Below are 23882 nucleotides of genomic sequence, written 5' to 3'. Positions count from 1 at the left end.
GCCTTTTATTGATAGGCTAGGTTTTTGGTGTGAACAGAAATTCCTTATCTTAATATAATAAAAAGACTTCGGTTTTACGTTAAGTACAAAACTCATAAAGGGTTGAATGACTAGAGTAAAAGCATAGCCAATAGCCCCTTAAATAAAAACCATCGGGATCTGAGTGATTTTTAGAGGTTGAATCCAAAAAGAATATTTTAGAATAAGCCCTTATTTAGAATAGAAAGGAGAATGTATGTGCAAATTCCATTATCTAAGCCTGATATAACTCACATAGAAAAGACATATGTAATGGATGTTTTGAATACAGGGGAATTAAGTTTAGGGAACAAAATTATCGAGTTTGAGCGGAAATTCCAAGATTTATTAAACGTTTCCTATGCAGTAGGAATGAATAGTGGTACTAGTGCTCTGCATGTTGCAGTTAAGGCATTGGGACTAAAGGAAGGTGATGAGGTTATTACGTCACCGTATAGTTTTGTGGCTTCAAGTAATTGTTTACTCTATGAAGGAGTAAAGCCTGTTTTCGTGGATGTTCATCCTGATACAACCGTTATGGATGAAAGTTTAATAGAAAAAGCAATTACTGATAAAACAAAAGCCATTTTAGTTGTCCATATATTCGGTCACCCTTGCAATATGGATGAAATTGTTAAAATAGCCAAAAAATATAATTTAAGGATCATTGAGGATGCTTGTGAAGCAATCGGGGCTACCTGGAATGGCAGGCTTGCCGGAACCTTTGGAGATGTAAGTGTATTTGCCTTTTACCCTAACAAACAAATAACAACGGGTGAGGGAGGAATGTTAGTTACGAATGATGAACAAATATATAACATGGCAGCCAGTCTACGAAATCAGGGTAGAAGCATAAGCAATGAATGGTTAAGCCATGAAAGGCTCGGATACAATTATAGACTTTCAGATATCCATGCGGCTATAGGTGTTGCCCAAATGGAAAGACTTCCAGAAATCTTAAAAAAACGAGAGAAGGTTGCCGAACAATACCATAAGCTCATAAATGAATACCAAGTTCCAGTGATGTACTTAAAAAATCATCAACATGCAACGATTAGCTGGTTTGTGTATCCTGTATTGCTTCCTGAATATACGAATCGAGATAAAGTGTTGGAAGAGCTTCTTAAAAAGGGCATTCAGTCAAAACCATATTTCCCATCGATACATTTACAACCTTTTTATAAAGATCTTTTTCAAACAAATGAAGGTGATTTTCCAGTCTGTGAAATGTTGGCAAAACGATCTCTGGCAATTCCGTTTTTTAATGATTTAAGTGAAAAAGAACAAAAATATGTTATGACAACTCTGTTAGATATATTAACGAGGGATACTCAATGAAACTAGAATTAAAGCATATATTGATTGACCGTAACAGTCCAACATTCATTATTGCTGAAATCGGAGTAAATCATAATGGGTCTTTAGAATTGGCTAAAAAATTAGTGGATGCGGCCATTGATGCAGGTGCAGATGCCGTGAAATTTCAAATGTTTGACACCGAAGAATTGACAACAAGACAAGCGGATTTAGTGCAGTATCAAAAAAAGACGAAGGAAAAAAACCAGTATGACATGTTAAAGAAATTAGAGCTATCATCTGTTGAATTCATAGATCTAAAAAAATACTGTGACAAAAAAAATATTATTTTTTTAGCAACTCCTTTTGATTTGAAGAGTGTTGATTTTTTAAACGATTTGGATATGTCCGCTTTTAAAGTGGGAAGCGGAGACCTTACGAACTACCCCCTCTTAAAACGTATTGTTGAAACAGATAAACCAATTATTCTTTCTACGGGAATGTCTTTAATATCCGAAATTGACCAAACTATCGCCTATTTAAGGGGATTAAAAGAAAACTTACAAATTAGTATTCTCCATTGTACCTCCAGTTATCCAACTCCCGAGCAACAAATCAATTTAAAAGTCATTAACGATTACTTAAATAGATATCCTTATGTGATCGGCTACTCGGACCACTCAATCGGGACCCATATTCCTATTGCTGCGACTGCTTTGGGTGCAAGGATTCTCGAAAAGCATATAACCCTCGACAACACCTTGCCCGGCCCGGATCATTTAGCTTCTATCAATATAAAGGAATTCAAGGAAATGGTTGAATTAGTGCGATTAACGGAATTATCCCTTGGTTCCGAACAAAAGCAGTTAACGGCAAATGAAAAAGGAGTGAAACCTTTAGTAAGGAGGAGCCTTTATTTAAAATCAAATGTCCCCATCGGAACCATTATTTCAGAAAATGATCTTATCGCTCTTCGACCGTTAGCTGGAATAGAGGCAAATGAATTTGAAAAAGTAATCGGGAAAGTCTTAAGAGTTCCAAAAAAGAAACATGAACCTTTATCGTGGACTGATTTCAATGACTAAAAAAGAAGTTCTTTGTGTTACTGGTTCAAGAGCAGACTACGGAATCTATCGGCCCTTATTGCTTAAACTGGAGGAAAATTCAGAATTCAATCTCTCCCTTATCGTAACGGGAATGCATTTGTTGGGTGAGTATGGGGAGACCATTCAAGAGATTAAAAAAGATCATCTAAGGATTTCAGCAACTCCTTCGATTTTAGTGAAAGGTGATAATAAGGCTTCCATGTCCCAATCGTTAGGGTTAGGAATCTTATACTTTACTGAGATTTTCAGGGTAAATAACCCCGACTTCTTATTAGTTTTAGGAGATAGAGGGGAAATGCTTGCTGCTGCCATCACTGCTCATTATTTGAATATCCCGATTGTTCATTTTCATGGAGGGGAAGTGAGCGGATCGGCTGATGATTCCATTCGTCATGCGATCACAAAATTAGCACATCTTCATTTTGCTTCTACTGAAAAATCATACAGGACCTTACTCCGATTAGGTGAGGAAGACTGGCGGATACACGTGATAGGCAGCCTTCGAAAAACTGAAATTAATCAGGTGAAAAACCAGTCCATTTCTGAAAATGAGTTGTTAAGGAAAAAATATTCTATTCAATCTAATAAAAATCTCCTGATAGTGGCTTTTCATCCAGATTCCCGTGATGCTGTCCCTGTTGAAAAACAAGTGGAGACTCTACTTTGTTCATTAAAACCAATTTGTCATGAACAATTAATCTTTATTGGGGCAAATAGTGACGCTGGAGGGGATTTCTTTAATCAAAAAATAAAGGAATTTTGCCACTTTAATAAAGCTGCAACATCTTTTTATCATTCAATACCGCAAGAGGATTATTTGTTTCTTTTAAGTCAAGCGAACGTATTGGTTGGCAATTCCAGTAGCGGATTGATAGAAGCGCCCTTTTTTAATCTCCCGTATGTCTTAATAGGAAATCGGCAAAAGGGAAGAGAACGGGGGAGTAATGTAGTAGAGACTCCCTATAATGAGGTTCAAATTATCGCAGCAATAAAAACTGTTTTGCAAACGGAAAAGAGAATTAGTTCAAATCCATATGATACTGTAAAATGTCCGGAAACTCAGGTTATTAAGGTGTTAAAAGAAATGACAATTGATAAATGGATGTTAATCAATAAAAGTTTTAATAAATAAAACAAGTGGGGGTGAACAAGAGTGTATAAAGGCAAAAAAATTATTGCTTTAGTACCAGCAAGAGGAGGAAGCAAAGCCGTTCCTTATAAAAATATAAAACTTCTTTGTCAAAAGCCCCTTATTGCTTGGACCCTTGACCTAGTAAAGGAAATTCCTGAAATCGATAAAGTAGTCGTATCAACTGATGATATAAATATTTCGATCATTTCCCAACATTTTGGTGCTGATGTCATAAAGAGGCCTGAACATATATCAGGGGATCACGCTTTGGCGATTGATGTAGTTAAGCATACAATTGATGTAATAAATGAACAAAAGGAGATCTATGATATTATGCTCTATTTGCAACCGACCTCTCCTCTTCGCTCCAAAGAAGATATTTATGATTGTTTAGATCTTCTTATTGAAAATAATCAAGGTTACAGAGCAGTTGCGACTTTTTCAGAAGCTGAATTAAACCCAATAAGAGCGTGGGTTTTTGAGGATACAAGTCCCATAACTTTCATAGAAAAGGCAAATCCCTTTTTGCCACGACAAAAGCTTCCGAAAGCTTACCAACTTAATGGTGCTGTTTATGCGTTTTATCTAAATGAGATAAATGAAGAAAATGAACAATTTCTTGGTAACCATCCGGGGGGAATCATTATTCCGAAAGAAAGAGCGGTTGATATTGATGAAGAAATGGACTTTTTAATAGCAGAGATGCTTATAGAAAAGAGATTAAATGATCAATAAGGAACGTTGACCTTTTGATATGAGATTTGAATAGAAATTTCACTTATTAGCGGGAGGTTTATAATGTACGGTGAAAATGAGGTGAATGATTATCATCTAGTGAAGTATTCTTTACTGTATGATTTTTTTAACAGTTTTTCTTCAATTGAAATTTCAGGTTTGCCGTTACCTCAATGTTTAGCAGCACAATTTTTAGTCCATATCCAACCATTCGTTGATAAGAACAGGGTAAATCAAAGCCTCATTAAACAGTTGCATAAGCAACAAAAATTTCACACAATGGGGGATGTTAATGAAAAACTTGTAGCTTTCGAAAATATATCTCAGGTAACTATTCAAAAAAATCAGAAGTCTATACTCCTCTCGAACGATTATTATGCTTTCGCGACTGATCAACTAAAAGATTACGAAGTCACATTATTTGCTGTTGCCGATAATGAACTGCATGATAATCTACCGAATCATTTTGAAAATTACCTATTTAGGGAGGAATTTTTAAAAGCTAATAACCAGGAAGTTAAACAACAACAAGTACTCCTGAAAAAACAAGTGGATGATAGGTTAAAGGGTATGCCACAACATTATTACTTCAGTAAACCATCATTTTACCAATGGGTTTCAAAATCCTGTGGTGGCATTATTAGATGGGTTTATATTTTAAATCGGTTAATTTTGAAAACGAGACCATCTGTAATCATCATACCTTCAGAAGCAAGCCCTTTTGGCTCAATACTTGGGCTTCTCTCAAAAAAGTACCAAATACCAATTATCTTTATGCCAATTACCGCAATTGGAGACCGGTCCATCATTCCTTCGAGAGCCGATTATTATTTTGCGTGGGGGGGATATCAAAAAAAGTGGTTTATGGAGCGAAAGATTAGAGAAGATAAAATTATGGTTACTGGAAATGTGAAGTTCTATTATGAACAGAAATATACTGCTAGCTTTAAAGAAACATTTTGTGGGAAATTCAATATTCCAAGCAATCATTATATTCTAGGTTTTACAACCCAACCACATCAAACCAATGATAAGCTTGAAAAATGGATAGAAGAAATACCAAATAATCTTCCGATAACAATAATAGTTAAAAAACACAGGCTAGATCAATACAAATACCCGTCGATAAACAAAAAAAGCAATGTGAGAATCCTATCTAGTCATTATCCATTATATGACTTTTTATACAACATAAATGGTTTAATGACTATTGCATCGACTACTGCATTTGAAGCTGCACTATTAGGTAAACCTCTCTTAATCCTTCAACCTATTATTCCCTATAATTATGTATTAAGTAACAATCAAAACAATGCCTTCTTTTCCCAAGCTAAAGCAGGAGAAGTTATAGAAAGTGCTAAAGATTTAATACAGGTTGTAACAAAAATAACGACTGATCCAAGTTTTATAGATGATTTAAAGAGGAAAGGAAATAAATTTCTTGCAGAGGCGCATGTACCTGTGGATCAGACTCCTATTTTAGCAAAAAAAAAAATAGAAGAAATTATTTTAAAGCATTTATAAAGTGTTTGTCGAATTTGGATGTGATTTTTGAGCTAAAAAGTGAAGTCTTTTGGGGGAGAATTAAACACTCTTATCCCAAGTTTTTTTGTAAATACACGCGTGAAAATAGGTGTTAATGACAACCTTCATCCAAGTTTGTATTAAGTACTTCCTGCTTCATTAATTAAAGCATCTTATTAAACATATATTTCGGTTTTGCTAAATTCTCTATACTTTAATAAGGATAAATTTAACCCTTGGCAGAATAGGAGAAAAAAAGAGTAAATAATATTTATTTATGGGGGGCTTTTCACATGTTCGGTGAAAATGAGGTAAATGATTATCATCTACTAAAATATTCTTTGCTATATGATTTTTTTGTGTATTTTTCTTCGGTTAAAATTTATGGCTTACCATTGGCACAATGTTTATCTAGGCTATTTCTTTTGCCCCATATTCAACCATTTGTTGATCAGAATCTTGGAAATCAAATTCTTATGAATGAATTTCATAAGCAACAAAAATTTCAGACAATGGGAGCTATTAATCAAAAATTAATAGCTTTTGAAAACATTGCCCAGGTTACCATTCAAAAAAATAAGAATTCAATACTGCTTTCGGATGACTATTATGCCTTTGCGATTGATCAACTTAAAGAATATGAAATCACATTATATGGGGTCCATCATAAAGAAATTCATGATAATCTCCCACATCAGTTTAAAAGTGCTCTTTTTAGAAATGAATTGTTAAAAGTTGATAACCAGATGGTTAAGGAGCAACACGCATTTTTAAAGAAAAAGATTGATGAAAAGTTAAAGTTTCTACCACAACATTTTTATTTCAGTACACCCTTATTTCAGCAATGGCTTTCAAAAGCCTGTATAACTATAATAAGGTGGGTTTATATATTAGATCAGCAAATATTGAAGACACGACCAGCTGTAATCATAAATCCTTCAGAAGCTAGTATTTTTGGTACAATCCTTGGACTGCTTTCAAAAAAATATCAGATTCCATTTATCAACCTGCCTCTTACAACCATTGGAGATCTTAACATAATTCCTTCTAGAGCCGATTATTATTTTGTGTGGGGGAAACATCAAAAAAACTGGTTAATGAAGCGATATATTAGTGAAGATAAGATAACTGAAACTGGAAATATAAAATTCTTTTATGATAAGAAAAATCCCTCTATTTCAAAAGAATCATTTTATGAAAAACTTAAAATACCAAGTAATCATTTTATCTTAGGCTTTACAACCCAACCGTATCTAGATACCAATGATAAGCTTGAAAAATGGATAGAGGCTATACCTATTAATCTTCCAGTAACCATCTTAGTCAAAAAACATAGAAACGATAAATATGAATATCCATCATTAAGTACAAAGAAGAACGTACAAATATTATCTAGTGATTACCCATTGTACGATTTTTTACATCATATAGATTGTTTAATGACGATTGCATCTACTACGGCATTTGAAGCCGCACTTTTAGATAAACCACTACTAATCCTTCAACCTAGCATACCCTACCATTATGTGTTAAATCATAATCAAAATAACGCTTATTTTGCACAATCTCAAGCGGGCGAAATAATAGAAAATGCTACAGAGTTAATTCAAGCGATAACAAAAATAACAACGGTTCCAGGCTATGTAGATCATTTAACAAAGAAAGTAAATACATTCCGAAAAGGTTCAATTAAAACAGTACACTGGGCCCCTGCTTTAACAAAAAATAAAATAAAAGAAATTATGATGAAGCATCTATGAAATATTATTCCGAACAAGAAGAGAGTTGTAAAAACAGTATTGAAAAACTCTCTAGAATGGGAATGAAAAAAATGGAATATCGAGAAATAGGTAATGTCGTTTAATTAAATCCGTGTAAATAGGTAAAGCAGTAATATGAATATGTAATAAATAATCTTTATTCGTAGGAGTGGTTTTAATGTACGGTGAAATCGAGATAAATGATTATCATCTAGTCAAATATAATTTAATATATGATTTTTTTCAGTGTTGTTCTTCGGTTGAAATTTATGGACTACCATTAGCCCAATGTTTAGCAGCACAATTTGAAGTGCATATTCAACCATTTGTTGATCGAAACCGAATAAATCAAGCTCTGATTAAAAAATTTCGTATGCTAAGAAGGTTTCAGACAATGGGAGATATAAATCAAAAATTATTAGCTTTTGAAAATATTTCTCCTGTTAATATCAAAAAAAATAAGAATGCAATATTGCTTTCGGATGATTATTATGCATTTGCGGTTGATCAACTGAAAGAATACGAAGTTACACTGTTTGGTGTTCAAGATAAAGAGCAAAATAATAATCTCCCAAAACAGTTTAAAAATTATCTATTTAGGAATGAACTCTTAAAAGTCAATAACGTGGAGGTTAAGCAAAATCAAGTACTTTTAAAAGCACAGGTAGAAATGGTTTTAAAGACTGTTTCTCATTATTATTTTAGTACACCCTTATTTCAACAATGGTTAATAAAGGTATGTTCGAACATTATAAAATGGGTTTATATTTTAGATCAGTTAATTTTAAATACGAGACCATCTGTAATAATAATTCCTTCAGAAGCCAGTATATTTGGTGCAATTCTAGGAATGCTTTCAAAAAAATATAATATACCATTTATCGACATGCCACTTTATATAATTGGGGATCGAACCATAATTCCCTCCAGAGCCGACTATTATTTTGCATGGGGGGAAAATCAAAAAAACTGGTTTTTCGAGCGAAAGATTAAAGAGGAAAAACTTACTGAGACTGGAAATATAAGATTTTATTATGAAAAAAAAAGTCCTGTTAGTTCAAAAGAAGCATTTTATCAAAAATTTAACATTCCAAGCAATCATCAAATCCTAGGTTTTACAACCCAACCATTCCTAGATACCAATTGTCAGCTAGAGAAATGGATAGAAATATTTCCCGAAAGTCTTCCCGTAACCATATTAATCAAAAAACATAAGGGAGATCAATACGAATACCCAATATCAGGTAAAAATAAGAATGTGAAAATCCTATCTAGTGATTACCCATTGTACGATTTTTTACATTATATTAATTGCTTAATGACAATTTCCTCCAATACCGCAATCGAGGCAGCAATTTTAGACAAGCCACTTTTCATCCTACAACCCAACATTCCCTATCATTATAAATTAAACACTAATAAACTCAATGCTCACTTAGCAAAAGCTCAAGCTGGAGAAATAATAGAAAATGCGACAGATTTAATAAAAGCTGTAACAAAAATAACAACCGATCAAAGTTATGTGGATGATTTAAAAAAGAAAGGAAATAAATTTCTGTCAAAGACACTTATATCTGTAGAGCTGGCTCCTATTTTAGCGAAAAATAAAATAGAAGAAATTATTAAAAAACATTCATAAATGGGGGGAGAGAGCTGAAAATATGTTTAAAGTTTTAATCATAGGTAGCGGAAATATAGGATACAGACATTTTGAAGGACTGCTCAAGACAGATTTATCTCTAAAGATATATGTTATAGATCCAAGCGTTGAAGCTTTAAATCTCGCGCAAAGGTGTTATGAGGATTCTAAGCCAATAGAGAAAACATGTTATTTTTTCGAATCTATAAAAGATATTCCAGGTCAAATGGATCTATGTATCATTGCTACCAGCTCAAAAGTTAGATTGGAAGTTGCAGAAACCTTATTAAAAACTACTTCAGTGAAATATTTGATTTTAGAAAAAGTGCTATTCCAAAAAGAGAGTGACTACGATCAAATGTCATCTCTTCTTAAAGAATACAATGTAAAAGGTTGTTGGGTGAACTGTCCGTTAAGAACCCTACCTATATTTATGGAACTGAAAGAGAAGGTCAATTCTAATTTAAACTTTTATGTAGAATATAGAAATTTTGGGATTGGTTGTAACAGCATTCACCAATTAGATTTATTCTCCTTTTTGACAAATTGTCTAGACATGAAGATTGAAACGAGTAAATTGGAAAATGTAGTTGAGAGTAAAAGAAAGGGATATTTGGAGGTTTTGGGAGTATTAACAGCTTGTACGAATAAGGAAGATACATTGATCATTTCATCAAGTAACCAATCAAGTCTTGAGTATGTCATGAAATTTAAATTTAACGAAGAAATTTGGACGATATTCCCTTTGTTGGAGAAAATCACGGTAGAAGACACTCAAAATAATGAAATTATAGAAAAGGTTATCAACTATCCAAAGCAAAGTTCGATTACCTCTCTCTTAGTAACTGATTTATTATTACTTGGAAAATGTTCTCTTCCGGATTATGAGACATCTAAAAAACTACATGTAAACTTGATTATTAATCTAAATACTTTCTTCTCAAAGGTTCTAGGTCATAGGGTGATAGAATGTCCAATCACTTAAAACCAATACTTCTTGTAGGCGCAGGGAATATGGGCTCTGAGTATGCAAAAGTTTTAAAGCAAATGAATCAATCATTTCATGTATTCACAAGATCTGAGGAAACAGCTCTTCATTTTCAAGAGTTAATTGGAAAGGAGGCTTCATTTGGAAATCTAGATCAAGTATTGCATGAAAAGCATTCATATGATAGGGCAATCGTGGCCGTTTCCGTAGAACATTTAAAAGAAGTCGCCATTACGCTTATGCAAAACGGTGTTAAAGAAATCCTGCTTGAAAAACCAGGAGCAGTTAGTGGTGATGAATTAATAGAATTGCAAGCAGTAGCTCAAATATTTAATTCAAAAGTATATATTGGGTACAATAGAAGGTTTTATGAATCGGTTAACAAGTTGCTTTCGTATGTCACAGAAGACAATCCTATTCGCTCGATACATTTTGATTTTACAGAACTTAGCAAGCAAATAGAAAAAAGTAAAAATACAAATGAAGTGAAGAAAAATTGGCTAATTGCCAATTCTTCACATGTCATCGATCTAGCATTTTTTATTGCTGGAAAACCAAAAGTAATACAATCTTTGTCCACAAATCATCTAGCTTGGCACCCTGATGCGGCTATCTTTACAGGCTCTGGAATGACAAACAATGATGTATTGTTCAGTTATCACGCGAATTGGAAATCACCAGGTAGGTGGGGAATTGAAGTAATGACTGACCAATACAAACTTATTCTTCAACCGCTCGAAAGATTATATATAATGAAACACAATTCCTTTCATATAGAAGAAATATCCCTCATAAAACATCATGATACAGAATTCAAACCTGGTCTTTTTAAACAAGTCCAAGCTTTTCTTACTGATAAAAGGCACTTAGTCGATGTGTCAGAGCAGATACAATCCGTTAACAAGGTATACAACTCAATATTATTTGGATATAAACAAAAATAGAGTAATAATATTTGTGAAAAAAACTTATAGGATGCTACTTTCCTCAAAGTTAATATAGAATGTGTAGGAGGAAAGGGAAATGCCATACAAGGTTCTTGATGGCTTGGGACAGGATAAGTGAATATATGATTGGTTTGATCGCCAGGGAGGGTTTAACTAACGACTATGAAGCTGAATCGACGGCTATGCTTTTCTTCGCTAACGAAAGGGATACTTGTCTCAAATGAAGCATTTTAGAGCAGGTTTTATTTCGGCTTACCGGATCTGTTTCAGGGAGGAACCTTAATAATTTAACAGCGGTTCTATCTTATTTGGCTGGTGGGTGGACTCTTAATATTTACCATTGAGAGACATAGAAAAACCCGAATTAGAGGGCACTTTTTTATTAGTATATATTATTCGGGTATATAACAATCGCACCATAAGTTCATGTGCAAATCATAATAAATGTTCACTCCTTCTTCAATTAAATCCTTTTAATGAAACTTAAAACTGAAGCATTTTAAATTTGAGTGATATAGGGAATGTTTAAATGCAATGAAATAGTTGAATTTTGTAACACATCTAAGGGTGGTATATTTTCCGGAAAGACTACCAGGCTCCCAATTAGCGTAGGAATGTCTACTTTTTTTATAATAGACTTTTGCCATTCAATATTTACAAATTCTTAAATAATTAATAATTGTTTTGCACATAGACAATAGTACAAACAATAAAGAGGACTAGTTCATTTATTAATAAAAAGGCTTACATTACCCTATAGAAAATTCAATTTTCACATTGCTAGACGATTACCAAACTAAACAAAAAAAGTAAAGGAGGGGTTTTGCGATAATTTAAAAAGCAATTATTCCTGCGGCTGGATATGGAACGAGGGGTTTACCCGTAACGAAGGTTGTTCCAAAAGAATTATTTCCGATTGTTGTTAAGCCTGCTAATCATTATGTCGTAGAGGAGGCAATGGCGTCAGGTATTGAGGAAATATTAATCGTCGTTTCACCATCATAAAATCTGATTGCAAACTATTTTGATCGGTCACTCGAATTTGAAGCATTTCTTGATAAAAAACAAAAAACTCATTTATTAGAAAAAAACAAGATTCCCAATTTTCATATCCAATACACTATACAGCCCTATGCTAGTGGGCTTGGTGATGCAATCCTCTTAGGGAAAAACTTTGTTGGAAATGAACCACTTGCTGTATTGTTGCCTGATGAAGTTATTATTGAAAAAGAGACGGCTGGATTAGGTCAGTCAGTAAGAGTTTTTGAAAAAAATAAAAAAAGTGTACTCGGTCTAAATGAAGTTGAAAAACAGTTGTTGTCAAACTACGGTGTGATGAATTGAAAAATATAGATAGTGGTATAGGTAAAGTTATCAATATCGTTGAAAACCATCAAACGATCCACCTTCAAATTTAGCTGTCATTTGACACCATTTAATTTTTCTTGTTTAGAAAAAATCCTGGAGTTGGTGATGAAAGGTCAAATAACAGATGCCATTAATAAAATGCTGAAAATTAGAAAATGTCTATGGGGAAAACGATTGATGGAGACAGATTCGATATTAGTAGATTTGAAGTGTACATGGCAGCAGATCAATATAATTAAAAATTTAATGAGTAAAAGCCTAAATCAAATAAAAAGAGATAGGTGAATAGGTAAATTACATGCAAGCAAAAAATATGTAAGTTAATAAAAGGAGAAAGTAATTTGAACCCTGAAAATATGAAAACTCCATTGGAAGTTCTTAAAGAGTATAATTTATCAGATTTTCTCATGACGTCCCTTACACGTAATTCTGCAAAAGATCTTCTATTCAAATTAAATCCTCAGTTTGAAAACTACCTTAAAGTTTGTTCTGAAGACCTACCATACAAATACATTTTTTATAAAGCTGATTCCATGTTCCCTCATGAATTTCACAAGCAAGTGAAACAAATTGGAGAACAAGGAAAAATAAAAAAATTAGGCAATTATCAAGAGCTATTAGTTTTAGCAGGACGCGAGAAGAGCAAATATGAATTTCTTGTTAAAGGGACTGAGGCAGAATGAAAACCATTGCTTATTTTGTAAGTGAAAACATTAAAACACACCAACGTTTTATATATAATCAAATCGTAAAAATAAGTAGCTATCGCTCAATCGTAATCGGCCCATTCGACGATACCAACCAAACAGAATTCCCCTTTGAAAACTACTATAATTTAAACAAGATTAAAGATCTAGAAAATTTCTTCAAAGAACAAGAAATCATAGCCATTCATGCTCATCACGGAAAACATGGACAAGAAATTTTGCCTGTATGTGAAAAATATAATATCCCATTGATTGTTAGCATTAGAGGACGTGATGGTTCTGACAGACCAGAAATTTTCAGAAAAAATGCTAAGCGATATTCATCATTTATTAAACATGGTGCACACTTTTTTCCTGTTTGCCAATATCTTGCAGAAGGATTAAGAAGTTTAGGAATTCCGGATGAAAAAATTCATGTGTTATATGGTGGTATCGAAACAGATCTTTTCGCCTATTCTACCCCCATTCTTCCTAAAGAAGGAGAAATAAGAGTTTTATCTGTAGGTAGACTTGTAGACAAAAAAGGATTTGTTACTCTTATAAATGCATTTAAACGGATTTATTCACAATATCCAAGGGCTAGACTGCATATTATTGGAACAGGTGAAGATGAGGAAAAAATTAAATCGGTCATTACAGAATTTAACCTTAAAGATGTTGTGATTCTTAGAGGAGCTATGGATTCAAAACAAGTTTCGAAGGAATTAAAAAAAGCTCATATCTTTTGTCTTGCAAGTCAAACAGGTAAAACTGGTGATATCGAAGGCATCCCTAATGTCTTAAAAGAAGCAATGGCTAGCGGTTTACCTGTCGTTTCCACTCAACACGCGGGAATCCCTGAATTAATTGAACACCAGAGAACAGGTTACCTAGCTCCAGAAAAAAATGATATTGAGTTAGCGAAAGGCATACAATTCTTTTTAGAACATCCAGAGATTTGGAACAACTATACGGAAAGAGCACGGAAAGTCATTGAAGAAAAATTTGATGTCAATAAACAAATTATGGAGCAACAAAGATTATATTCTCTCGTTAATACAACGGAAACGAAAACGGAAACGAAGACGGAAGCCGAAATGGAAACGAAGACGGAAGCCGAAATGGAAACGAAGACGGAAGCCGAAATGGAAACGAAGACGGAAGCCGAAATGGAAACGAAAACGGAACAGAAAACGGAAAACGAAAAGAAAACGGAAACGAAGACTAATATATCACTAAACTTAATTATTTCAATTGCAGCAAATAAAAGTAATGGAGTCATAACTCCAACTATGGCTGAAGCCGAAATGGAAACGAAAACGGAACTGAAAAAGGAAATGAAAACGGAAGAGAAAAAGGAAAAGAAAAAGGAGAAGAAAAAGGAACAGAAAACGGAACAGAAAGCGGAACAGAAAACGGAACAGAAAACGGAACAGAAAGCGGAACAGAAAACGGAACAGAAAGCGGAACAGAAAGCGGAACAGAAAACGGAACAGAAAGCGGAACAGAAAACGAAAACGAAAACGAAAACGGAAAACGAAAAGAAAAAGAAAACGGAACAGAAAAAGAAAACGAAAACGAAAACGAAAACGAAAACGGAAAAGGAAAAGGAAAAGGAAAAGGAAAAGAAATCGAAAAAATAATTCAAGTAAGGAAAACTTAAAAACAGTTACGAAAAACAAGCTGGATACCCAATAGTTATCATTTAAGCAGATAGGGGAATGACATGGGCTATATTGAAGATTTACGCAAGCTTGTGGGAAAAAGGCCAGTTATTTTAACAGGGGCAAAAGTATTAGTATTTAATCCACTTGGGCAGATTTTATTACAATTTCGAACAGATACAAAAGTATGGGGATTACCAGGGGGACTTATGGAGTTAGGAGAATCATTAGAGGAAACAGCATTGCGTGAAGTAAAAGAAGAAACAGGTTTAACGATTGGTCGATTACAATTTCTAAAAGTTATATCAGGCGTAAACTATTTTATTCACTTACCAAATGGAGATCAATACTATTCTGTTAATGCTTTTTATATAACAAATGAAATTATCGAAGGAACCTTGAAACCTGATGGTTATGAAGGAAGTGCTGTAAAATTCTTTTCAATAAATCAGCTGCCAAAAGATATGGATCCCGAAATCAAGAAAGAAATTTATAATTATTCAAGATTTCGCAATTGAATTCTTTCGAATATCAGCCGTATTTTCGCTCTTCTTCCAAAGAAATAGTGAAGAATAAATGACGCTCTTTCCAAAGTATTGGTTAGGAATATGAATGGATCTAACCAACAACTTTGGAGGGAGGACATTTGGCGATTCTTCAACTCCGTTGCAGGATAAGGAACTACTTTAGGAAGCTAAAAATGATATCGTAATGGGTGTTTTAGGAACGATGGTTTTAGACTTCATACTCATTGATCGCCTACAATGTGTACTAAGGTCAAAGAGAAAAGAAAAATATACAGGCTGGAAGGAGCTGTTTTTTCATGGACTGGAAGTCTTTATATACTATTTGGACAAGTTACAGAAATTTAGATAATGAAATGCGTTTAATGCTTGAAGAAATGAAGGATGATCAGATAGCACTTGAAGACGCCTTTTATAAAAATTTGGAATTCGGGACGGGTGGTATGCGAGGGGAAATAGGTCCAGGTACGAATAGAATGAACATTTATACCGTGCGAAAAGCGACAGTAGGACTTGCTGAGTATATTCAATCGTTTGGAAACGAGGCAAAATCCAGAGGAGTCGTAATTGCTTACGATTCAAGACATAAGTCTCCAGAATTTGCATTGGAAGCAGCCAAGACTTTGGCAACAAAGGGAATTAAAGCTTATTTATTTGATGAATTACGGCCTACCCCACAGCTCTCTTTTTCCGTACGTAAGCTGAGTGCATTTGCCGGTATCGTCATTACAGCAAGCCATAATCCGCCTGAATATAATGGGTATAAAGTGTACGGATCAGACGGTGCACAGCTACCTCCTGTAGCGGCGGATCAAGTCATTAATTACGTGAACACGATTGAAAGTGAGCTTTCCATTGTAGTGGAGGAAGAAGAAATCCTAAAAGACAGAGGGCTCATTCAAATCATTGGGGAAGAGCTGGATACTGCTTATAATGAGCATTTGCTCACTATTCCGGAAGATCCAAAGTTAGCAAATGAAATCGATGTAAAGCTCGTGTTTACACCGCTTCATGGTACAGCCAATAAATCAGTAAAACGTGCTTTGCATGATCTAGGATATCGAAATGTCCATATTGTTAAAGAACAGGAAATGCCCGATGCTAACTTTCCTACTGTTAAATCGCCTAATCCAGAGGAACATGCTGCTTTTGAATTGGCCATCGCGCTTGGAAACCGTGTCGACGCTGATTTATTGATTGCCACCGATCCGGATGCGGATAGGCTCGGAATTAGCGTGAAAAATAATGCTGGAAATTATGTCGTATTAACAGGAAACCAAACAGGCGCTCTCTTTTTGGATTATTTAATTTCACAAAAACAAAAGAAAGGGACTCTTCCAGAAAATGGAGTGGTATTAAAGACCATTGTGACTTCAGAAATAGGACGCGCGATTTCTGATCAAAATGGTTTGAAAACGGTAGATGTTTTAACTGGATTTAAATTCATTGCTGAAAAGATCCATGAATACCACACAAGTGGAGAACATTCTTTCCTGTTTGGCTATGAAGAAAGCTATGGATATCTAATCAAAGACTTTGCACGAGATAAGGATGCCATACAGGCGACTATTCTGGCAGTGGAAGTTTGTGCCTATTATAAAAAGCAAGGCAAAACGATGTACGAAGGTTTACTGCATGTTTTTGAGAAATATGGCTATTACTTGGAAGATTTACGATCGTTAACTTTAAAAGGAATTGAAGGTGCCAGACAAATTCAAGCGATCCTTAATGAATTCCGTGAAAATCCACCAGAGCAAATATCTGGTCATAAAGTAGTGGTTCGAGAGGATTATCTCAGCAGGAAAAAATACATGTTTGCGTCAAATAGGGAAGAGGCCATCAAGCTCCCAAAATCCAACGTATTAAAATACTTTCTTGATGATGGCACATGGGTATGTTTACGACCTTCCGGAACGGAACCTAAAGTTAAATTTTATTTCGGTGTTCAAGGAAGCTCGATGAAGGAAGCTAAGGGGAAATTATCCACCGTTATGGAAGATTTTATGAGAAGAATCAATAAAATGCTTTAAAGAAGGACTCTCATTCAGAGGATTTTCTTTAAAAAACCAGGGTCAGCATTCATTATGTAAAGAAATGCGGGCCATTCTTTGTCTATCATTAGATTATTACTGCTTTCTAAATCTAGCACACAGCCTTTCGGAGTCATAAATACCCTGCGAGAAATCAAGGTTCCCGGTAGGTCGTCCTTAGGTCTTTCGGCGTTGTTTCCCAACATGGGTTGGGTAAGAGGGTGTGCGTGGTAGGGTATAAGGGGCTGATGCTGATATTTATTACTTTTCTACACTAATTGGAATATTGAACATATAATATACTATTCCAATCCAATTGTCCAAATCCCCCCTATATAGTAGCCTTGCTGATACCGTATGACGTTACGTAGTACAGTTGTACAGGCCCTAGGATGGGCCTTATGAAAGGTGCTAAATGGGGAGGGTTTTTAAAAGGGTCCTTATTGGCGCTCATGGTGAGGCCATCCCCTATGAGAAAAGTCAAATAAGAAAAGAACCTTTAAAGCTGAAGTCTTAAAACGTAAAGCTAGAACATTTAACATAATACATAAAATCGACATTCAAACAAAAGAACCTACCCAATTTAACTGTGGCAGAGGAATGTTATAAAGATATATTTTATATAGCGTGCATACCCCGAACTGGTTCCTTAAGGGTGCCTCTAAGACTCCTTTAATAACACTTTCCCGTGGACTTGCCGGATATTACTAAAGGAACTGGAGTAACCGTTAACTCAGTCCTTCCAGGTCTTACATGGACAGCAGGTTTTGCTCAATTCATTTCAGATTGGAAGAAGAGGGGGGAAACTACTAAAAGTAATGTTTTTAAGTTCATGATATCTTCCAAAACACACCTGTGTTTTTATATATAGTTTCTGTGTTTATTGAAAAAAAAGTATTAAATTCGAGAACATGGAATAAGTATTAGAAGTGAAAGTGGAGCTTGCTTAGTTATTTTTTTCATCTATTTTTATCTCCAACTTTCTTCCTTTTTATTATTAGGGAATAGACGTTTTTTCGAAAAAAGAAAATTTCAATCTCATGAACTTCTTTTAAAAAACATCAAATTTCTTTCCTGCTTATAATAATACTCGAAGGTGAGTGAACATGAAAAATAGAATGAAAACAAGAATGATAAAGATACTTAGTGGAAACAAGGAAATTAGATTAACCGTTCAAGTTGCAGATACTCAAAGAAAAAGAGAAAAGGGCTTAATGTTTGTTGGGAAATTACCCGAAAATGAGGGGATGTTATTTGTGTTTTCAGAAGAAATATATGGTGGATTTTGGATGAAAAACACTTTAATTCCTTTATCTATTGCTTTTCTTGACTCAGCTGGGGAAATTCTGAAAATACTTGATATGGAGCCTTGTAAAGAGTATATATGCCCTACCTATGATCCAGAAATATCATATAATTATGCAATTGAAGTGAATCTTGGATGGTTTGAAAAGAATCAAATTAAAGTAGGGGATTATGTAAAGCTTGGTTGAATTCATATCACCTCACCTTTAGTTCTTTGAGGTGAGTTTTAAATGGATATTTATGTTAATGCTACTCGGGAGATTGTGAAGATTTGTACTTAAACAAAATAAGGTGCTTTAAACTTTATTACCAGGAGCTGTTCAGCAGCTCCTTTTCTTATGCAACTAGAGAGGCAGGTTACTTGAATAAGGACTATCTATATTTAGATCATAATGTGGGTAAAATAACCAAAATAATTGTAAGAGGTGTTGGTATGAAACAAATTGTTTTGGGCATATTTATTATCTTAACTTTGGTCATTTCTCCTATACAAACAAATGCAACAACTTTGCCTTGTAGTATGGTATTGGATCCAATTGATAAAAAGCTTACAAATTCAAAGGGAACAGCATTGATTTATAAAGTGCAGTTGCGCCCACCAAGTTTTGCACGAACTAATATAAGTATTCTTGGGGTACACCTTCCAGAACCATCTTCTTATGGGAATTACGATAGCTATGAAGGTTTTGCTTTTATACCAGACGAAATTAGTTGGCGTTTCAGGCTTTATCCTTCTCCAGAAAAAGATAGTCCAACTTTGGCTGGAAGATTTGATGAAATTACAGCGAAAATAGAAAATGTAGAAGTGCATGTGCGTCTTTCTAATTCAAAAACTGAAAAATTGGGACCCATTATATTAAGAAGTAATATCAAAAACTGTAAGTAGCTATTGAACTAACGGATACTTTCGTATTCTAAGGTCGTCCAGTAAAATTACTGGTTGACCTTTTTTTAATAGAATCTATTTTATCAGTAGCCAGGGTAGGACGTACGGGTGCGTGGGACTTAATCCCGTGAAGTAAATTGTCCGCCAGAAACATGTTTAAGGCTGATTTTACTTAGATTCGTATAACAAGCGAAGCTATGACACTGCATGGAGGAATATGGTTAGTAAGTAGAGGAGGAAAATTGGAAGGATTTTTTATTGTTGTTAAAGGAATATCCTACTTCAGAGGCGGTATTACAGCTGGAGAAAGTAGACTAGCAGAGAGTAAAATTGAGTTCTGTCCTAACAAATAGGGCGAATGGGATTTCTTACCTGTTCCCTTACCTTCAAAGATGGACACATTCACTCAAAAATCATTATTAGGACATGACTAAAACGAACTTTTAAAAACTTATATAATACATAAGATGGAGCTTGACAGCAGTAACTGGGCATCTATTTTTCCGAGGCAACAAAACAAAAATATGAAAAGTTGGCTAAAACAGATTGACAGTGATAATCATTATCATATAAAATACTAAATGAAAATGATTATCAATTTCATTTAGTTATATTGCATGTCAATAAAAAGAATTTCGATATTAAAAAGGCGACAATAATGAATATACAGTTTGGACCAGGAAGAAAAATTAAAAAATTAGTCAACCTTATCAGAATAGACGGTAACTCTGATCAAAAACAGTCTGACTGACAAAGAGCTAAGATTGAAGTAGAATTCAAAAAAAACTGAATGTGAGTGAGGGAGGAAAACCTATGAATAAAAATTTTGTAATATTGGAATTATTTCAGCATCAAGTAAGCTGCTGCTGTCCTGGGCAAAAGCACCAACATATAATTGAGTTTCTTCAAGGTGATGTTTGGACAATTACAAACGAACGGAAGTACGTTGATTGCCTAGGATGGCACTCTTTAATAGTTGTCAACAATGAGTTTCAGTTTTTTATGCATGTGGAAGATATTGAGGAACTGTATACCAATGGTAGCATTTGCTCCATTTTGGATTTGAACCTAAAACTTAACCATTTGAGCTTTAAAGTAAACGAAGCACTAGATGCACATGATAGGGAGTCTTTTCTTTCATTTGCCGATGAACTGAGCAACGTACAGAAAATAAAGAATAAAATGAACTCTGGAGATGTACATGTTTTTTAAGAAAACAGGGCAATTTCATGAACATATAAAAAAACAATAATTCGTTTGAGTTGCCTTTTCATTACCAAGCATACCTCTCTGATTTGGAAAATTTTGTAGTTACCCTGGCAAATGTAATGGAAGAATATAAGGTCATCCAATCGATTCCCGGTATAGGAGGGAAAATCGCAGCTAAGATTATCTCTAAAATGGGTGAATAGGTTGCCTTCACTGGAGTGGCTCTAAGCGTTCACTCATCGGGTAAATTTAAGGCAACCTCGTATTACTAAAAGGGGTTTTGACAAGACTACGTCATTCCTGGTATCTTGCCGTACTATGGGGCAGGAAGAAGGAATTTAATAATCGATACCGGCAGCTTCAGCTAAATATTCAATTAGATGAAGGGCGCGCATTGATTGTGTGAGTCCTTCACGATCAATACCAAGTTTCATCTGTAATAGGCAGCCAGGATTTGTTGTAATAATAACAGCTGCCTCTGTGGCTTTAGTGTGCTTCATTTTCTCGTCAAGAATCTGCATGGATGAATCATAGTTTAAAATATTATAAATGCCTGCAGATCCACAGCACATGTCAGCCTGATCCATTTCAATAAGTTGTATTCCAGGCACTTGTTTCAATAATTCGACTGGTTCTTGCGTTACTTTTTGAACGTTCGTCATATGGCAAGAGCGCTGATACGTAACTCTCTCGCCAGCTCGGGCTGCTATCTCTGGTAATCCGCATTCAACAAGAATTTGGCTGATATCTTTTGACTTAGCTGAAAAGGCTCTTGCTCTGTCTGCCCATTCGCTGTCATCTGAAAGTGAATGACCGTATTCATATAACATGGCGCCGCATCCTCCAGCATTATTGACAACAAAATCAGCTTCCACTTTTTCAAAAGCCAGTATGTTTTGTTTCGCAAGATTGCGTGCTTCATCCATTTCTCCAGAATGGGCGTGCAGTGCGCCGCAGCATGTTTGTTTCGGTACAACGACAACATCACAGCCCGCTTCTGAAAGAAGCTTAATGGATAATTGGTTAATGTGGTGGAACATCGCATCCATAATACAACCGGTGAAAAAGGCAACTACATATTTCGGATTCAATTTTGCTTTCACTTCTGTCAGGGCACGCCCTCGTTCCACCGGTGAAACCGGTTCCGGCATGATTGCTTCGAATGCACCAAGATTATAAGGTAACTTTTTCATAATACCTGATGAACGAGTCACTTTTTGCAGCCCACTTTTTTTGTACAGCCAAATGGAGTGTCCAGTGACGTTCATCATCTTCCTACTTGGGAAAACCTTTTTCAGCATTGATTTTCGAAGTAGTCGCACAGGAATAGAAAAGGTTTTGCGTTTGACAAGTGCTGCGCGAGTGGCTTCTAAAATGGAACCATATTCTACACCTGTCGGGCAGGCTGTTTCGCACGCCCTGCAGCCTAAACACAAATCGAATGGTTCTTCGAGAACAGATAAGTCTGTAATTTTTCCTTCACCGACCATTTTCACTAAGTTAATTCGACCACGTGGTGAATGTGTCTCTTTTCCGAATGTTGTATAAGTCGGACACACAGGCAAACAATAGCCGCATTGTACGCAGTTATTCGTTTTGTCGTATTGAAGTTCTGCTCTTAACTGTTTAAGTGATGTTTCCATGTTAGCTCAACTCCAATTTTTGTCCCGGTTCAGGGAAAATTTTCCCTGGGTTCATAATGTTATTTGGATCCCATACTTCTTTAATCCGTTTCATAATATCGAGGCCAGCTGCCCCTAGCTCCATTTCCATAAAGGGAGCTTTCATCATTCCAATGCCATGCTCGCCGGACAAGGTTCCTCCAAGCTCAATGGCCGCCATAAAAATATCCGCAACAGCTAGTTCAACGCGTCTCATTTCTTCTTTATCCGTTTTATCACAAATAATGTTAGGATGAAGGTTACCATCACCTGCATGCCCAAAAACAACGAGATGAACACCATACTTGTCTCTTATTTTCTGCAGTCTTTCACACATTTGAGGAATTTTGCTGCGAGGAACGGTGGCGTCTTCTGAAATTTTCGTAGGCTTAATCCGAACAATGGCCGGAGATACGAGCTTTCGTGCTCTCCAAAGTTCCGCTTCTTCGACTTTGTCCTTTGGAATTCTAACTTCTCTTGCTCCTACGGCACGACATAATTCAGAAGCCTGAGCAACTTCTTCTTGCAAAGCAAGTGGATGGCCATCCATTTCAATTAAAATAAGTGCAGCCGCATCAACAGGTAAGCCAAGTGGCTCAAACTGTTCAACTGCTACAATGGATGCCTGATCCATCAATTCCATTTTTGAAGGGAAGATACCGGCAGCAAGAATTTTGGAAATCGCACTTCCTGCATCTACTAAACTATCAAAAATAACCATTATTGTTGCAGTAGCCTTCGGTTTAGGAATGAGTCTGAGCACTGCTTTCGTAATGATGCCGAGTGTACCTTCTGATCCGACAATCAGCTTCGTTAAGTCGTATCCTGTCACATTCTTAACGGTACTCCCGCCTGTTTTTATGAGTTCTCCTTCAGGTGTAATCACTTCAAGGCCAATAACATAATCTTTCGTTACGCCGTATTTCAGCCCCCTCGGCCCTCCAGAGTTTTCAGCTAAATTGCCGCCAATTGTCGAGACGTGAGAACTGCTTGGGTCAGGTGGATACATAAATCCTTTTTGTTCAGCTGCTTTATGTATATTCGATGTCAAAACACCAGGAGAAACCACTGCTACAAGGTCCTCTTCGTGAATTTCCAGAATATCATTCATCACAGATAAATCGAGGACGATGCCCCCTTTAACCGGAAGCGGCCCGCCACTTAAACTAGTAGACTGGCCCCGTGGATAAAGAGGGATTTTTTCCCGATTCGCAAACTTCACGAGGGATACTAGCTCTTCTGTACTTTTTGTCTGAATGACGAGGTCCGGCAAATACGTCCCGAATGAAGCATCGAATGAATAGCTAAAGCGGTCACTTTCATCTGTATAGACTTTTCCCGTTTTTATAATTGCATCGATTTCCTGAATGTGATTGGCGGTTACTACTTTCATTTCATTATCAT

Annotated in this window: 18 protein-coding genes and 2 pseudogenes; 18 read left to right on the top strand and 2 right to left on the bottom strand. The window is 35.4% G+C overall.

What is annotated here, in order from left to right:
- The first annotated feature begins 237 nt into the window (after positions 1-237).
- The 18 genes and pseudogenes from MKY17_RS14670 to MKY17_RS14585 form a co-directional block, all read left to right on the top strand.
- Positions 238-1356, top strand: a complete 1119-nt coding sequence (locus tag MKY17_RS14670) for a DegT/DnrJ/EryC1/StrS family aminotransferase (RefSeq protein WP_098369583.1) — start codon at positions 238-240, stop codon at positions 1354-1356.
- Positions 1353-2399: an N-acetylneuraminate synthase gene (neuB, locus tag MKY17_RS14665; protein ID WP_098369584.1), complete on the top strand. Its 1047-nt coding sequence runs from the start codon at positions 1353-1355 to the stop codon at positions 2397-2399. The genes MKY17_RS14670 and neuB overlap by 4 nt, the downstream gene beginning before the upstream one ends.
- Positions 2392-3552, top strand: a complete 1161-nt coding sequence (gene neuC / locus MKY17_RS14660; RefSeq protein ID WP_098369648.1) for a UDP-N-acetylglucosamine 2-epimerase — start codon at positions 2392-2394, stop codon at positions 3550-3552. Before neuB ends, neuC begins: the two co-directional genes overlap by 8 nt.
- 21 nt (positions 3553-3573) lie before the next feature.
- Complete coding sequence (locus MKY17_RS14655) at positions 3574-4287, top strand: acylneuraminate cytidylyltransferase family protein (RefSeq protein WP_098369585.1); 714 nt, start codon at positions 3574-3576, stop codon at positions 4285-4287.
- A gap of 63 nt (positions 4288-4350) precedes the next feature.
- Positions 4351-5811 carry a hypothetical protein gene (locus MKY17_RS14650; protein WP_098369586.1) on the top strand — a complete coding sequence of 487 codons (1461 nt, stop codon included), beginning with the start codon at positions 4351-4353 and terminating at the stop codon, positions 5809-5811.
- Positions 5812-6104: 293 nt separating this feature from the next.
- The gene (locus MKY17_RS14645; protein WP_098369587.1) at positions 6105-7571 is read left to right on the top strand and encodes a CDP-glycerol glycerophosphotransferase family protein; all 1467 of its coding nucleotides are present in this window, start codon (positions 6105-6107) and stop codon (positions 7569-7571) included.
- A gap of 178 nt (positions 7572-7749) precedes the next feature.
- Complete coding sequence (locus MKY17_RS14640; RefSeq protein WP_098369588.1) at positions 7750-9210, top strand: CDP-glycerol glycerophosphotransferase family protein; 1461 nt, start codon at positions 7750-7752, stop codon at positions 9208-9210.
- A gap of 22 nt (positions 9211-9232) precedes the next feature.
- Entirely contained in the window at positions 9233-10195 is a 963-nt protein-coding gene (locus tag MKY17_RS14635; RefSeq protein ID WP_098369589.1) for a Gfo/Idh/MocA family oxidoreductase, read from the top strand.
- A complete protein-coding gene (locus tag MKY17_RS14630; protein WP_098369590.1) occupies positions 10180-11142 on the top strand; it encodes a Gfo/Idh/MocA family oxidoreductase in 963 nt (320 codons plus the stop codon). Before MKY17_RS14635 ends, MKY17_RS14630 begins: the two co-directional genes overlap by 16 nt.
- Before the next feature lie 1712 nt (positions 11143-12854).
- Positions 12855-13196, top strand: coding sequence for a hypothetical protein (locus tag MKY17_RS14625; protein ID WP_098369591.1), 342 nt, complete (start codon positions 12855-12857; stop codon positions 13194-13196).
- Entirely contained in the window at positions 13193-14842 is a 1650-nt protein-coding gene (locus MKY17_RS14620; protein ID WP_339200131.1) for a glycosyltransferase, read from the top strand. The genes MKY17_RS14625 and MKY17_RS14620 overlap by 4 nt, the downstream gene beginning before the upstream one ends.
- Positions 14843-14925: 83 nt before the next feature.
- Positions 14926-15381: an NUDIX hydrolase gene (locus MKY17_RS14615; RefSeq protein WP_098369592.1), complete on the top strand. Its 456-nt coding sequence runs from the start codon at positions 14926-14928 to the stop codon at positions 15379-15381.
- A 305-nt stretch (positions 15382-15686) separates the two neighbouring features.
- Positions 15687-17417 carry a phospho-sugar mutase gene (locus tag MKY17_RS14610; protein WP_098369593.1) on the top strand — a complete coding sequence of 577 codons (1731 nt, stop codon included), beginning with the start codon at positions 15687-15689 and terminating at the stop codon, positions 17415-17417.
- 660 nt (positions 17418-18077) lie between these two features.
- A pseudogene (locus tag MKY17_RS14605) lies at positions 18078-18198 on the top strand (oxidoreductase); the annotation flags it as partial.
- Positions 18199-18523: 325 nt separating this feature from the next.
- Positions 18524-18910 (top strand): DUF192 domain-containing protein, encoded by a 387-nt coding sequence (locus MKY17_RS14600; protein WP_098369594.1) that lies wholly within the window; start codon positions 18524-18526, stop codon positions 18908-18910.
- A gap of 245 nt (positions 18911-19155) precedes the next feature.
- Positions 19156-19608, top strand: a complete 453-nt coding sequence (locus MKY17_RS14595) for a hypothetical protein (protein WP_098369595.1) — start codon at positions 19156-19158, stop codon at positions 19606-19608.
- Positions 19609-20421: 813 nt separating this feature from the next.
- Positions 20422-20820 carry a hypothetical protein gene (locus MKY17_RS14590; RefSeq protein ID WP_098369596.1) on the top strand — a complete coding sequence of 133 codons (399 nt, stop codon included), beginning with the start codon at positions 20422-20424 and terminating at the stop codon, positions 20818-20820.
- 62 nt (positions 20821-20882) lie between these two features.
- A pseudogene (locus tag MKY17_RS14585) lies at positions 20883-21133 on the top strand (transposase); the annotation flags it as partial.
- Between the two features lie 22 nt (positions 21134-21155).
- On the opposite strand, the gene MKY17_RS14580 reads toward MKY17_RS14585, so the two are convergent.
- Both MKY17_RS14580 and MKY17_RS14575 read right to left on the bottom strand, forming a co-directional pair.
- Positions 21156-22460, bottom strand: coding sequence for a (Fe-S)-binding protein (locus tag MKY17_RS14580; RefSeq protein WP_098369597.1), 1305 nt, complete (start codon positions 22458-22460; stop codon positions 21156-21158).
- Between the two features lies 1 nt (position 22461).
- Positions 22462-23871: an FAD-linked oxidase C-terminal domain-containing protein gene (locus tag MKY17_RS14575; RefSeq protein WP_098369598.1), complete on the bottom strand. Its 1410-nt coding sequence runs from the start codon at positions 23869-23871 to the stop codon at positions 22462-22464.
- Between the last annotated feature and the right edge of the window lie 11 nt (positions 23872-23882).

The organism is Peribacillus sp. FSL P2-0133, assembly GCF_037975445.1.
In the GTDB taxonomy this organism is placed as follows: Bacteria; Bacillota; Bacilli; order Bacillales; family DSM-1321; genus Peribacillus; species Peribacillus simplex_E.
This window is presented reverse-complemented; position numbering and strand designations above follow the sequence as displayed.